This window comes from Methylobacter sp. (assembly GCF_036845245.1).
Classification (GTDB): domain Bacteria; phylum Pseudomonadota; class Gammaproteobacteria; order Methylococcales; family Methylomonadaceae; genus Methylobacter_A.
In genome coordinates, this window is sequence record NZ_DAIUEH010000084.1 from 1 (window position 1) to 13497 (window position 13497).

Here is a 13497-nt window from a genome sequence, read left to right on the forward strand (position 1 = left end):
TCTTTTATCCAGCTGCTAAGTTGTTCGTCACCTTCTTTTCTTATGGTTTCGATTTTAGCTTCTAGAGCTTCGATCTGCTTAGCTTGTTCTTCGCTGAACGCTTCCGCTTCGGCTATTTTCTCATTGGCCACCGCTTCAGCCTGACGTAAGGCTTCCCGCTGGCCGATTATTTCTTTTTCGGCCAAAATTTGCGATTCTGACCATAACTTGAAAATCAACTGTTCGGCCGATTTGCTTAATGACTCCGGCAGGCTAATCAAAGTGGGCAGGGTAGTTACTTGCTCTTCTTGACTCCAGGTCTTTAAGAAGTTCGTAATCGTTGTTAACGAGCCCCGGCCTAAGAACTTATAAACTTCAATACTGCTCACTTTGACGCCGGTTTCTTTCAATTCATCGGCCGCCGTGTGAACCTCTTCTTCAGTTAAACGTTTTGCTTTGTTGATTTGACTGATATTGTTCATTTTTCTTTCTCCAGGTTGGCTTTTATGTTGAAGCTATTATTACATATAAAAGCAGGCCTTTCAAGTAATATTATCATAATATGATATTATGGTAATGATAATTATCGTAATACGGTAATATCATATTATGATAATTATCATAATATTGTTTGACATTTTTGTGGGATTTGATATACTAAGTTTAATTTAAATCAGCTGGAGATTGCCCTTATGATTACCCTGGAGCCTACCACCGAACAACGTATCCGCCAAGCCGCGTCAGAGTCCGGCTTGAGCATTCAAAACTTCTTGGATCAGCTTATAGAACGGTATCAGTGTGATAAATGGGATATACAGCAAGCCGAGCTTGCCTTGTCAGAACCGGGTGAAATATCGCTTGAAGAGCTGAAAGCCAAATATGACCTATAAACTGAGCCTTAAGCCGCTGGCCGAAAAGCAATTTGCCAAACTGTCCAAGACTATCCAAAAGCGTTTATTTGCCGCATTTTTGACCCTGTCCGATAACCCACGGCCTCACGGTTCGCTTAAGCTGCAAGGCCATCCCGATTGTTATCGAGTCAGGGTAGGGGATTACCGTATCGTTTACACCATTGATGATCAACAGCTTAAAGTTCTGGTTTTAACCCTGGGCCACCGTCAAGACATTTACGACAAATTTTAGATATAGTACTCATGTAGACAGTTGTAGCCGAGCGGTGTTTCATGCAAACTCGTATTTTGCACTTGTCCGGCTCGCTGCCAACGTATGCAAGCCTGACAATCATTAATTAGGCGCTGCGATTGGTCGAGCGAAGAGCCAGGTGGTTGTCAGGAGGGAATGCAGTCGAGCGCAGCCGAGACGGTTTATCACGTTAGCTCGATAGATGTACTTTGCCAGTTCGCAGCCTGTTGATGATATCGCACATACTCGCGCAAGGCTGTCATCACCGCGCGGGCCCAAACTTATTTCCCTTCCTGTTAACCTTTTATCAGCTAATGAAGCCGGAAGGCGTTGTACAGACAGGCACAATTCAGATTCGAGACTTCGCATAATGTCGTGTGCAGCTTATGTAGAAAAGCCCCACTGGAAAATCGAAGAACCACCAGGGCTTTTTTGTATAGACTGCATTTTGCGAGGTCTATCCTGCCTTTATTTTATGTATTGCATGAACGTTACGAAATTATTGCTAAGGGTCTTATCTTCATACTCTGCTTGGGAGTAGACGCCGAATCCAATAGATTTGCAGTATTGGTATCCGTTAGGCTTGTATCTTGGACACTGACTAGCGTTTTCTGAAATGTTAAAGGATTTGAATTGAGATATTTCTTGGTCAGGATAGGTTGTTTTCAGTATTATTGGTAAGCTTAAAATTACCAACTTGAGTTTCGTCGGTATATGCTTTTTGTTAGTGATCTTAAACTTTACGATCCCGTTTTCTGAATTGACGTCGTAAATAAGATCACCTGATTCACTGGCTAGACATAAATGCGAGCTAAGAATGAAAAGTACTGTACTAATTAAAACTGATTAACGCATAAGAATTCCTGTTTATTATTTGGTTTAACTTCTTTTGATGCGAAGTCAAAGGCTAACATATAGTGCAATTCTTTTCCATACTCAGTAGTACTGTCCTTAGCTCCCATTTTTGGGAATTTTCGTCTTAAACGATATCATTTTTTAGTATCCGCTAATCTTTTTAAAATTAGCTTTTTTGTCAGCTTCATTAATCCAGACCAACTTTTTAGCCTGTGGATCTCACATTCGAGCTGATAAACTCTTTCTGCGTCTTTACGCATTTGAATGAGCTGTTCTGGTCTCCATCGTTTCTTTTTATGAATCAGAACGCCACGGCTGAATATAAAACCATCCCAACCGGGATGGTTGATATGTTTTTGGTCCCAGAAAAGTAAAAGGCGCTCGGCCATTAACGGAGCGCCTTCTTTATCCATTTTTTCAATTTGCGCAACTTCAACGCCCAATAGTTCTGCTGCTTGTTTATTGTTTGGGCAAATTTTATTGCGTGTATGATAAAAGCTCGGTTTCTTTACTGCCATTTTTATGACTCCATATTGTAAGAGTAAGGGCTAACGCAAGAAATGAGCCGACCGTTATTAAATATACAATTTTACATAATATACAGTCTTGGCTATTGAATGCATTGAATCTAAATCTATCCCGGTGCTTGAATTTCCTAGCGCGAGCACACTCGCTAGGGTAATGCTTGCTGCTATTCCGGTTAGCTTGGAAATATTTTCCCACGTCTTTTTTACTTCGCCGTCACTTCGGGCGATTGTCGCGGCTATTACAACTTCGTTTCGGTCGATTCCTAAAAGGTCGGCCATTTTTATTGCGGTTTCATCGCTCATTTTTCCGCGTCTTCTGATCCCTGAAACTGATTCTTTTGTAATTCCAAGCTTTTTTGCTGTCATGTAATCGCTTCCGGTTTTCTCTTTAGAATCATCAAGATATTCAATTACTGTTTTCATAGCTTTAACCTCTAGTTAGTTTTGTACTCACTGTACGCTTGACACTGTATATTTTCAACGGTTAGTATCTTCCACACGGTGAGTACGAAACTCACTATTACTAACCATAGAGGCAAGCCTATGAAAGATCAATCCGCACAAACACCTATAGAGCGTGGCAACATCACGTTGACACTATCGCCATCTGAGCAAGACGCGTTGATGCGTTGTCTTTATATTTCGTCATTGAACAAGCTAACAATCAATGACGCCTGTTACCTCGTAAATTTGAGCAATAAGCTTAAATTTCTTGATCCGAATATCGGGGACGCTTGCCGCCATTCTGCTCATATCCCCGAAGTTCCGGGGCAGGGTGGCACTAATGTTACAGATGGTAGTATTTACGATTTTGATGCATTTCCCGATTCGCCTGAATTTCCGGGGCAGGGTGTCACTAACGCCATTGAATTGCTTAAAGAATATCTGCTTGATTTACGCGATTATGCATCGGTTATGCCTTCTGAAAAATGGGTTAACAAGGTTCGCGCTTTGGTGTCCGGTTCAATGGGGCAGCGTGGCAACTTACTTGATGGTTTTGATCAAAAAAAGGGTTGCAACTAATGACCATTCAACTTACCGACCTAACCCCTGATGATCTCGAATTACTTACCGAGATTCTTAACGATTACCTGGAAGGCTTCGACGCTGAAGAAGCATACTTTAACGGCGTCGAAAACCCACAAGCCCGCCATGATGCCGCCGAAAACCTCTACGGCCGCTTTATCGGTGTCGATCTATCCGGCGCTTCCGAAACATTACACCACGTCGATTGTGTCTGCGAATGGTGCGAATTAGGCCGGGGCAACTAATGGAAACCTGCGACCGCTGCAAACAGATCATTATGCCGCAGGACTACGCCGCACGTAGTGCGTCTTTAGGTGGTCCCGGCTTGCACGTTCGCCGTTTTATGTGCGCGTGCGGTTGCAAGTCCGTCCAGTTTTACACCGTCATGAACGTATCAAAAATTCGCTCCAGCTCGCCAAAGCCCGGTGCTGAATCAAACATTCCGCTTTACGATTTCCCGATTTTCAAGGCCGGCCATCATGTCAACGCTTAATCCATCCGTTAGATACCATATTGATAATTTGCTTCCCATTATTGATAACAAAATCGAATTGGCCTTGTATCTGGTGGGCAATGGCATTCCCGAGCCAAAAGCGAAAAATGATGAGGGCTACAAAGCCCGTCTTTTATGCGTCAAATGGTGGCGGCGCACCTTGGACCGGCTGCAAGGCCGCGTCGATGAATCCAAGCTGATTGGACAGGGCAGGGTAGCCAAACACAAGGAAAAATACAGCTCAAACCTGACCGTTCATAGAGTCGGCAAAAAAGCCTGTAAAACCGCCGAGTTTCTTAAAACGCAATCGATGATTTCTAATGCATCGGACATGGTAGATATGGCAACGATAGTGCAATCCTCGTTAGCTAACCCAACTAACCGCCGTGCTGAGTTAATGATACGCATGGCCGGATTTGAAGCCTATGCTCAGCAACACGGCTACGTCGGCGAGTTCTACACCTTAACCTGTCCAAGCAGCTACCACCGCTTTTCCGGGGTCAAGCTAAACGACAAATACCAAGAACTTACCCCAAAAGACGCGCAGATTTACCTTGTTAAGCAGTGGTCTAAAATTCGGGCCGCCTATGGCCGGTTGGATATCAAGCCTTTCGGTTTCCGAGTTGCCGAACCTCATCATGATGGCTGTCCACACTGGCATATGCTCCTTTTCGTCAAGGTAGAAAATCGTAACGCGTTACGGGAAATCATCAGCAAATATGCCCTTGAAGTAGACGGCCAAGAGCCGGGCGCTGATAAGCACCGCTTCAAATACGTAGAGATCGACGCCGAAGCCGGAACCGCAACCGGCTACATTGCCAAATATATCAGTAAAAATCTCGGCTTCTCCATTGACGACCCCGAACACGACACCACCAATGCAAGCCAGTCTTACGGCCAGCGCGTCAAAGCATGGGCTTCCGTTTGGGGTATTCGACAGTTTCAACAGATCGGCGGCGCACCCGTAACCGTTTGGCGGCAATTACGTAAACTGCGTGAAGCGTTGGACGATGAACTATTAGAGTCCGCACGGCAAGCCGCCGACGAAAGCCGCTGGGCTGATTACCTTGTCATTATGGGCGGTGTTGATGCCAAGCGTCTTGAACAGACTATTACCCTGGTTAAAACCCAGCTGGTAGACAACGAAACCGGCGAACTCAAGCAAAACCAGTATTTTGAGTACGTCACCCTGATTTTTGGCGTTGCATCGCTCGCCGCCCAAGCCATTACCCGAACCAAACAGTGGGCAATGGTGAGCACCAAAATAGCAAGCTCCATGTTGGCGAATGCACCTGTGTCCGGCGTAGCCGGGCGCGGGTGCTTTGCCCCTTGGAGTTCTGTCAATAACTGTACGGCGTGAAGCTGTACGCAAGCCGCAAGGCGTAACAATGAGGACTTAAAAAAATGGCAATGATTACATGTGAAGGCAAGCTCATAAACACGTTTGTGAGTAATCCGGTAAAAGAACGTAGAGACGGCGTTGAAACCGGCGTATTGCTGGCCGGTAAAGACAAAATTCAGATTATGGGCGACTCAGCCATGCAAAGTGGCGACAAGCGAGCACTGTTGCAGGATTTCACCTGCCATGACATAGCGGCGTTTAAGCAGCATATGGGTAAACAAATCCGTTTCGAAATCGGCATTATGTCGGCCGGTGATAACACGATTCTATTTATTCCAAAAGGCACAGTGCCTGAGGTTGTAAAGCCACAAGCTTAGGCTTAATAAATTTGTGAGCCGGTGCGATTGATCGGACGCAATGCATTACCCCGCTGGAAGTCGCACAGATAGAGCGGGTTTAACGCCCATTAGGGCAATCTTCAATCTTGTTATGAGATAACCAAAATGAAAAAGACTTTAAAACTCCGTTTAGCGGCTATTACTGCCGGTTCTATTGCAATGGTCGGTACTGCATCAGCTGCCGTTCCTGCTGGTGTTACAACCGCTTTGGGTGATGCTGCTTCCGACGCTCTTTCTGTTGGTGGTTTGGCAATGGTCGCCATTGTTGCGGCGGTAGCGTTCAAATACATGCGCCGCGCATTGTAATTTGATTTAAAAACAAAGGGGGGATTCGTTAAGCGCGTTTCTCCCTTTTTTTGGAGTTTCTTTTATGGCTCTTTGTATTGACGCTTCACCTGCTGGCGTTCTCTCTGTTTCTTCCACTCAAACCGAAGTAGATTGTACGACCTATCTATTAATGTCGGCCGACCAATATCGGTTATCGTCCGGTTTCTTTGTTGGTGTTGATTTAACCGACGTGATTGAGGTCTCTTGGTTGGTTGCGTTGGTTTGGGCGATTGCTTGGGGACTTAAACATTCTAGTAAGGCTCTTTAATGACTCCTGATTTTTATTTATTCGCTGTATTTATAGCTATAACGGGGGCCGCGTGGATATTGTTCTCAAGTTAATGTTTTCATCGTTCCGTAAGATAATATTTTTTTGCTTATTGTGCTTTGCTTCGTCCTCTGCTTTTGCTGACTCATATCTTTCATTTCCTACTGTTGGATCAACTTATTGTTCTGCTGCTGGTTATATTTATCTTTCTGGCAATAATACTTGCGTGAACGCTGCTCATACATTTTCTTTTAACGTTCCCTCCTACAATTGTCCCGGTGGTGGTACTTTATCTGGCTCAATTTGTACCAATGCGCCTTCCTGTTTGCTTGGACAAACTAGAGTTAATGGTATTTGTACATCGCCCTCATGCACTGCACCTCAAATAAATGATGCCATTACCGGCGCTTGCATAAATCCTCCGCCACCTCCGCCTACTTGTAAGATTGCCGAAACTTTAAACTCTTCTACTAACACTTGTGATGCTCCTCATTGTACAGCGCCTCAAATCAATGATGCTATAACAGGTGCCTGTATAACCCCAACGCCGACCTGTAAAATAGCTGAAACTTTAGACCCTGCATCAAACACCTGCGTAGCGCCTGTCTGTTATTTGCCCCAAATTAACGATGCAATAACCGGCGCTTGCATTACGCCTCATACCGATTCACCTAGTTGTTCAACCCTGATATGTACAAGCGTAGACCAGACCTGTACCAACTCAGATGGCGTTGTTACCGTTAAACCGGCTTGCCCCTTACCGCCACCAACAGACCCGCCGCCTGTAACCGATACCTGTTCGACTATGGTGTGTACTTCAACAAGTCAAAGTTGTACGCATAGCGATGGTACAGTGGGAATAATCGCACCTTGCCCTTTGCCACCTGATACCGGCGGCGGAACTGGTACAGGAGACACAGGCACAGGTGGTACAGGCACAGGTGGTACTGGTACTGGTACTGGCACAGGTGGTACTGGCACAGGTACAGGCGGAACTGGTACAGGAGACACAGGCGGCACAGGCACAGGTGGTACTGGCACAGGTACAGGCGGAACTGGTACAGGAGACACAGGCACAGGTGGTACTGGCACAGGTACAGGCGGTACTGGTACAGGAGATACAGGCGGCACGGGCGGTACTGGTACAGGCGGCACGAGTTGTCCGGCTTATTCTGTGCCTGATGGCTTTGGCGGTTGTACCTATGGCGATTGTATATCGGGATATTATGATGCCGATCCTGCTCCGGGAGCACAGTGTTTGCCCATTCCTGCCACGCCACCGCCGCCAACTTGTAAAATTGCTGAGACATTAAATACGGCAACTAATACTTGTGTTGCTCCAACGTGTACAGCGCCTCAAATAAATGATGCCATTACCGGTGCCTGTATAACTCCGGCAACTCCGTCACCACCTCCAACCTGTAAAGTGGCTGAAACCTTAAACACGGCTACCAATACCTGCGTTGCTCCGACGTGTACAGCCCCTCAAGTTAATGATGCAATCACGGGGGCTTGTATCACACCGATAACGCCGCCTGTTACTCCACCAACAGACAATACCGGTCTTGCTAAAGATTCAACGTTATTGGGCGTTCAGAATTCCGTTAACGCCGTTAAATCCTCAGTGGATGGCGTTAAAACCTCAGTTGAATCGCTCGCTTCGACTGTTGCCAAAGACTCAACCTTGAAAAGTATCTTGGATTGGATGACCTCTTTGCCCTCTTTGGGTTCTGCGTCTGATCCTGATGCAATTCCAAAAATTAGTGCTCCTACTTCATTCGCTCCTACTTCATGGGGTTCTGGTTCTTGTCCGGCTGATGAGGTCGCCACATTGCGCAGTGGTGGTCAATCGCTTTCTTTCAGTTATCAACCCTTATGTAATCTTGCGTCGGGCATTGCTCCCGTACTGATTGCAATTTCGTTTTTGCTTGCCGGTTATATCGTATTAGGCTCAGTCAAGGATTAATCTCATGCCCACAATAGCTACTTTTTTGCTTTCGATTACGGGTTCAGTTGTCGCTCGTGTACTTTTTACCTTGGGTTTTGGCATCGTTTCTTATGCTGCTTTAACTACTTTGACCGATACCGTTATTTCTTTGGCTATGTCAAATTATCAATCGATTAACCCAAAGGTTTTACAGCTTTTGAATCTTGGCGGTATTGGTCAATCTTTGGGCATTATTACGGCCGGTATGACTACAAGGGCGGCATTGATGGCAATCAAAAAACTGAGGCCGATATGATTACCTTAATTACTGGGGGGCCGGGTACCGGAAAAACTGCTTGGCTACTGAATCAGCTTCTCGAACTCCGCAAACTTGAGCCTAACCGTTTATTGTTTATTCACGGCATAAGAAGCTTGCGGGGTATTGCTCACGAAACCCTTTATTGTCGGTCGCAGTTGTGCGATATATGCCGCGCTCAGGATTCCGATATTCAAGAGCGCATGAAAACCGTTAACCCTCCCAAGTTTGTTGAAGATTGGCCCAAGTGGAAGGAGTCCGGCGCTTTAATCATCGTTGATGAGGTACAGCGTATCTGGCGACCTACTAACGGTTCATCCGGCCCTAGTGAAGCCATTTCAGCGCTTGAGACTCATCGTCATTATGGCTTGGATTTCTGGTTGATCTCGCAGGGGCCACACCTGTTCCATAATTTCATTCGTTTGTTGGTTGGTCGTCATGTTCATCTGGTTGCTAAATGGTCCGGACGTAAAGAATACGAGTGGCCCGAGTGTAAGCAAGACGTACAGTCGCGCAATGATGCGGTAGAACGACCTTACACGCTGCCTAAGCGTGTATTCAAATTGTATGATTCTGCCGAGATACATACCCAGCAAAACAAGCGGCGGCCTATTGCTTTCTATATTTTAATTTTGCTGGCTTTACTATTCTTGATATTAAGCTATTTTGCCTATGCGCGGTTTTCAAGGCTAACGACCACGCCGGTTAATTCAAACGTGCCTCAACAGTCGCCCATGCCGGTTAAAACATCGTCTGAAACCGGTTACGTTGGGGCAGGGGGGCTTAATACGGTTGTGCCTGATGATTCACCTTTTACGGGTTATAACTGGCGTTTGGCGGGTGTAACGGTTGCTCTTAAGGCTTCTTCTGAATCCAAGAATCCAATTAGTCTTTATTTCATTATAAAAAACGATGTTGAAGAGATATTTATTAATACCTCAGGTCTGTCCGGTTATGGTTACAACATTAAAGTAATTGATACTTGTCATGTTCAAGTTTTTTACCGCAATCAAAAGCCGTTTCACGTCTACTGTAAAAAAGAAAAAGAAAATATCCAGATGGCTTTGCCTTCAGGCGAAACCATGCTTGCAAAGCATTAGTTCAAAAACCGTTACTGACCAGGCTTTTTTAAACCTGGCCGCGTAACGCTTAAACCGTTACTGACCAGGTAAACCTTTCGTCCAGCTCGTAACGCCTTTCGAGCGCAAGCCGTGCGTTTATCTTTTTGGGCTTGCCCATAGTAGTGGCCTGTAGGGGGTGGGGTGGATTTAAAAGCCGTCCTTGGCCATTCGGTAGTTAAACTTCTTTCTGGCAAACCCAGTACATTTGTCTATCTGACGCGCATTCGAACAACGCCCAACTGAACCAGGGTATTATTTCGTTCATTGCCACGTCGTTTATTTTTTGAGCGTCCGTTACTTTCATGGCGTCACTGTTATTTTCTTTGAAGCCTACGCCTATTATTTCCCATCCGGCTTCCTCTATTTTCTTGGTTAACTCAGTTTCTCTGTTCATTTCCCACCTCATATTAAAAAATTAATAAAATCAATCGTTAATGCGAGGCAAAAACAGCGAGAAGAAGTAACCGGGTCAAGCTGTTTCACGGAGGGTCTGCAAAAAAAATCTAATGGTTGTTGCGAAGCCTTTTTTTTGTGGAAACCGTTAAACTGCTTGATGCGGTTACGACTCGCTAAAATGACCTTGCATTGATGATGATTTTTTCAACCAGACGGGTGGGGGTATCGGGGCACCGTGAAGGTGTCCTGAAATATAAAACTGTTGAGCGTAGCGAAATTACAAAACCATGAAGTACATTCGAATATTTCACGAATTTGTATAAAATCAATTTTTGAATGCCATTACACACGCAAGAGAGATGAAAGCGGGGGTGGTCGCGAATTTGTCCTTTTATCGAGGGTTCCCAATAACAAAGAGAGAATGCGCCTGTGGTGTTATCGCTGTGGCACACGCAACCATATAGGCGCATTCGCGACCACCCCCGCTTTTATCGGTTGATTATCGCTTTATCTGTTACTGAGCCGGCACTTTTAAACCTGGACGCGTAACGCTTAAACCGTTACTATCCGGATTCATTTTCCCGCTGCGTGGTAACAGCATGTTGATTCTTTCATTATTTCCCGGTATCGGTCTGCTAGATCGCGGCTTTGAAGATGCCGGTTTTTGTGTGGTTCGCGGTCCCGATCTGATCTTCGGCGGTGACATTCGACGCTTTACCGTTCCTTCGGGTCGTTTCGATGGTGTTATAGGCGGTCCTCCGTGTCAGGATTTTTCAAAAGCACGTCGTGATCAACCGACAGGGCAGGGCTTGGAAATGCTCTTTCATTTCAAACGTATTGTGCTTGAAGCGCGTCCCTCCTGGTGGTTAGCCGAAAACGTCCCCGGCGTTCCCGATATGCACATAGACGGTTATAGCTGGCAACGTCTGGACCTTAACGCGTCCGATTTAGGCATGTCGCAACGTCGTTTACGTCATGTTCAATTCGGCGCTATCGATTATTCACAATTGATTATTGATAGAAAAAAGACACTCGGCCGTAACCCGACAGTTCTAGCCAATGATTCCCGTCCGCTTTCGGAAATAGCCGCCTTACAAGGTCTTCCGGAAGATTTCGACATACCCGCATTTACCCGTAGCGCGCTAGTCCGTGCTATCGGTAATGGCGTTCCTTACGGTCTGGCCCGTGCGCTTGCCCAAGCCGTTCTAAACCGGCAAACAGGCGTTACCTTATGCGCCTGTTCTTGCGGACGTCCAGTAACAGGCCGTCAAGTTTATGCAGGCAATGCCTGCCGGAAGCGGGTTTTTGATCGTAAAACCGTTACTGACTAGGTAAACTTTTCAGACGTCGAGTAACAGCCGAGTCTAGGTATCTCAGAATACTTAAACTCGTCATTGGTATGTTTTTGTTGATATAAACATTTTATGTTTGCATTTAGGGTAATTTGCGCATCCCCAGAATTCATTGCCTGGGTTTCTTCCGGTTTTGGCTATTCTTTTTACCATTTTTGTGTTGCATGAAACGCAAGTAGGTGTTGTGTAATCGCCATCCACCGCTATCATGTGCAGTTTGTTTTTATCGATATCGTTAAGTTCTTTGATCAGCTTAATAAGCTCATTTTCATCAATGAGAATTATTTTTTTATCCTGTGCGAATTTCATTGCATCAATGCTAAATCCCATTGTGGTAAAAAAAAGAGCATACTCCGCTTTCTCGCTTACCATTACGCCATAAAGTTCACGAATCAGATTTACACCTATTGCTTTATTCCATGATTTACATTGACCTATTGCAAAAAGATTTCCGTCTTTGTCCGTTATCTTAATGTCTATTCCGCCGTCTGCTCCTATACATGTTACTGCTGCATTGCAGTTTTTGATCTTTAAATATTCCGTGCAGACTTCTTCGTATCGTTTCCATTCCAGTTTTCTTAAAAGTTCTTTGCTCCATGACTTATCACCTTTTATTGTGGAATTAAAGCTCGCGTTTTGGAACGGTTTTATTCTTTCTTTTGACTGATTTATCTTAATAAGAATCTTGTTTCTAGCTTTTCTCTTTACATAGCTTATTGTTATTATTAGTAAAACTATTATGAATAATATTATGGTCATTTTGGCTAGCTTATGAGTTGACGTGACCATGTGCTTTTATCATATATTTCAGCTTTTTAATAATATCTTATGTAATTACTTATCTGTATAGCCTCCATTTTTCGCTTTTTTTGCGAATTAACTTCTTTGATATTTTGAATAGTCCTGAAAGGCTATAAAGCCTATATATTTCATTTTCGAGCTGCTCAACGCGTTCAGCGTCTTTTCTCATTTGAATGAGTTGTTCCGGTCGCCATCGTTTCTTTTTATGAATCAGAACGCCGCGGCTGAATATAAAACCATCCCAACCGGGGTGATTGATATGTTTTTGGTCCCAGAAAAGCAAAAGGCGCTCGGCCATTAACGGAGCGCCTTGTTCATCCATAATCTTAATTTCAGAAACTTCAACGCCTAATAGTTCTGCCGCTTGTTTATTGTTGGGGCAAATTTTATTGCGGGTATGGTAAAAGCTTGGCTTTTTTTTCGCTGCCATTATTCTGACTCCATGTATTAAAAAATAACACTAACGCAAGTACTATGCCGACACATATTTCATATGATTTAACATAATATACATTATGCGAAGTCTTTTATTGTTATCGGCATAACACTTGCGTTATGGTTGTTTTTCTTAAAATGGAGCCAAAAAGATGACGACCTATTACGAAGTACCGAGCACGTTTAAGGAATGGCGGCAATTTGCGCGGTATACACTGATCGAATGCGCGGTTACGTTCAACGTGACACGACGAACGGTCAATAATTGGGAATCTGGAAAGATCGAACCGCCACGTGCGGTTTTTCTTTGTTTGATGCTATTTTCTGGTCGGCTGGATTTTCTGGGTAAACGCTGGCGTGGATTCCGGATTACACCCGACTGCATAGAATCACCTGAAGGCGATTTTGTACGCTGTGAAGAAATACGCGCGTTACGCTATGCCATGCAAGCCTTAGAGATTGATCGGCAAAGACGCTGCCGGATGAATGAGAACAACGAAAAAACGCCGGATAAAATCAATTTTAGTAACGTTACCTTTATTGACAAAGCGTCTAAGAAAACTAAAAAATTAAACGAAAAAGCGGTTTCTATGGTAAAAAGCGTCCACAAATAAGGACTATTATGACCATTGGCGGCTGATGTAGTCCGTTAATTACAAAGGGCAAGCTTATATTTACAGGTGACGCATGAAACTTTTATTAAAAATCATTATCTCGGCAACCATTAGCGGCGTCATACTAGTGTTTAATTGCATTAATAGCATTAGATATAGGTTATAGTTGGCGTTATG

At 44.6% G+C, this 13497-nt stretch carries 21 protein-coding genes; 15 read left to right on the plus strand and 6 right to left on the minus strand.

Features of this window, described 5'->3' with window-relative positions; all coding sequences use genetic code 11:
- Positions 1-461, minus strand: a 461-nt coding sequence (locus tag V7051_RS23340; protein WP_334181179.1) for a DNA-binding protein, incomplete at its 3' end; no start/stop codon positions are given.
- 210 nt (positions 462-671) lie between these two features.
- Between V7051_RS23340 and V7051_RS23345 the strand changes: the two genes are divergently transcribed.
- Both V7051_RS23345 and V7051_RS23350 read left to right on the plus strand, forming a co-directional pair.
- On the plus strand, positions 672-869 hold the full coding sequence (locus V7051_RS23345) for a hypothetical protein (RefSeq protein WP_333877531.1): 198 nt from the start codon (positions 672-674) through the stop codon (positions 867-869).
- Positions 859-1122 carry a type II toxin-antitoxin system RelE family toxin gene (locus V7051_RS23350; protein WP_333877530.1) on the plus strand — a complete coding sequence of 88 codons (264 nt, stop codon included), beginning with the start codon at positions 859-861 and terminating at the stop codon, positions 1120-1122. The genes V7051_RS23345 and V7051_RS23350 overlap by 11 nt, the downstream gene beginning before the upstream one ends.
- A 989-nt stretch (positions 1123-2111) precedes the next feature.
- On the opposite strand, the gene V7051_RS23355 is transcribed toward V7051_RS23350, so the two are convergent.
- A complete protein-coding gene (locus V7051_RS23355; RefSeq protein WP_333877528.1) occupies positions 2112-2495 on the minus strand; it encodes a hypothetical protein in 384 nt (127 codons plus the stop codon).
- 57 nt (positions 2496-2552) lie between these two features.
- Positions 2553-2927 (minus strand): hypothetical protein, encoded by a 375-nt coding sequence (locus V7051_RS23360; RefSeq protein WP_333877526.1) that lies wholly within the window; start codon positions 2925-2927, stop codon positions 2553-2555.
- Positions 2928-3047: 120 nt separating this feature from the next.
- Here V7051_RS23360 and V7051_RS23365 point away from each other — a divergent pair, with 120 nt between their 5' ends.
- The 11 genes from V7051_RS23365 (at position 3048) to V7051_RS23415 (ending at position 9701) form a co-directional block, all read left to right on the plus strand.
- Positions 3048-3527 (plus strand): hypothetical protein, encoded by a 480-nt coding sequence (locus tag V7051_RS23365; RefSeq protein WP_333877524.1) that lies wholly within the window; start codon positions 3048-3050, stop codon positions 3525-3527.
- Positions 3527-3775, plus strand: coding sequence for a hypothetical protein (locus V7051_RS23370; RefSeq protein ID WP_333877522.1), 249 nt, complete (start codon positions 3527-3529; stop codon positions 3773-3775). The genes V7051_RS23365 and V7051_RS23370 overlap by 1 nt, the downstream gene beginning before the upstream one ends.
- Positions 3775-4023 carry a hypothetical protein gene (locus V7051_RS23375; protein WP_333877520.1) on the plus strand — a complete coding sequence of 83 codons (249 nt, stop codon included), beginning with the start codon at positions 3775-3777 and terminating at the stop codon, positions 4021-4023. The genes V7051_RS23370 and V7051_RS23375 overlap by 1 nt, the downstream gene beginning before the upstream one ends.
- Complete coding sequence (locus tag V7051_RS23380; RefSeq protein ID WP_333877518.1) at positions 4010-5383, plus strand: replication endonuclease; 1374 nt, start codon at positions 4010-4012, stop codon at positions 5381-5383. Before V7051_RS23375 ends, V7051_RS23380 begins: the two co-directional genes overlap by 14 nt.
- A 44-nt stretch (positions 5384-5427) precedes the next feature.
- Positions 5428-5742 carry a hypothetical protein gene (locus V7051_RS23385; RefSeq protein WP_333877516.1) on the plus strand — a complete coding sequence of 105 codons (315 nt, stop codon included), beginning with the start codon at positions 5428-5430 and terminating at the stop codon, positions 5740-5742.
- A gap of 126 nt (positions 5743-5868) precedes the next feature.
- On the plus strand, positions 5869-6069 hold the full coding sequence (locus V7051_RS23390; protein WP_333877514.1) for a major capsid protein: 201 nt from the start codon (positions 5869-5871) through the stop codon (positions 6067-6069).
- A 64-nt stretch (positions 6070-6133) separates the two neighbouring features.
- On the plus strand, positions 6134-6358 hold the full coding sequence (locus V7051_RS23395; RefSeq protein ID WP_333877512.1) for a hypothetical protein: 225 nt from the start codon (positions 6134-6136) through the stop codon (positions 6356-6358).
- Between the two features lie 926 nt (positions 6359-7284).
- On the plus strand, positions 7285-7671 hold the full coding sequence (locus tag V7051_RS23400) for a hypothetical protein (RefSeq protein WP_334181180.1): 387 nt from the start codon (positions 7285-7287) through the stop codon (positions 7669-7671).
- Between the two features lie 113 nt (positions 7672-7784).
- Entirely contained in the window at positions 7785-8324 is a 540-nt protein-coding gene (locus tag V7051_RS23405; protein ID WP_333877508.1) for a virulence factor TspB C-terminal domain-related protein, read from the plus strand.
- Positions 8325-8328: 4 nt separating this feature from the next.
- Positions 8329-8601: a DUF2523 domain-containing protein gene (locus V7051_RS23410; protein ID WP_333877506.1), complete on the plus strand. Its 273-nt coding sequence runs from the start codon at positions 8329-8331 to the stop codon at positions 8599-8601.
- Positions 8598-9701: a zonular occludens toxin domain-containing protein gene (locus tag V7051_RS23415; RefSeq protein ID WP_333877505.1), complete on the plus strand. Its 1104-nt coding sequence runs from the start codon at positions 8598-8600 to the stop codon at positions 9699-9701. Before V7051_RS23410 ends, V7051_RS23415 begins: the two co-directional genes overlap by 4 nt.
- Positions 9702-9897: 196 nt before the next feature.
- On the opposite strand, the gene V7051_RS23420 is transcribed toward V7051_RS23415, so the two are convergent.
- Entirely contained in the window at positions 9898-10116 is a 219-nt protein-coding gene (locus tag V7051_RS23420) for a hypothetical protein (protein WP_333877503.1), read from the minus strand.
- Positions 10117-10717: 601 nt separating this feature from the next.
- On the opposite strand from V7051_RS23420, the gene V7051_RS23425 reads away from it, so the two are divergent.
- Entirely contained in the window at positions 10718-11449 is a 732-nt protein-coding gene (locus tag V7051_RS23425) for a DNA cytosine methyltransferase (protein WP_334181181.1), read from the plus strand.
- Between the two features lie 60 nt (positions 11450-11509).
- Here V7051_RS23425 and V7051_RS23430 read toward each other — a convergent pair whose 3' ends face one another.
- Positions 11510-12229, minus strand: coding sequence for a restriction endonuclease (locus tag V7051_RS23430; RefSeq protein WP_333877499.1), 720 nt, complete (start codon positions 12227-12229; stop codon positions 11510-11512).
- Between the two features lie 79 nt (positions 12230-12308).
- Positions 12309-12701, minus strand: coding sequence for a hypothetical protein (locus tag V7051_RS23435; protein ID WP_333877497.1), 393 nt, complete (start codon positions 12699-12701; stop codon positions 12309-12311).
- A gap of 157 nt (positions 12702-12858) precedes the next feature.
- On the opposite strand from V7051_RS23435, the gene V7051_RS23440 reads away from it, so the two are divergent.
- A complete protein-coding gene (locus V7051_RS23440; protein ID WP_333877495.1) occupies positions 12859-13320 on the plus strand; it encodes a hypothetical protein in 462 nt (153 codons plus the stop codon).
- The last annotated feature ends 177 nt before the right edge of the window (positions 13321-13497 follow it).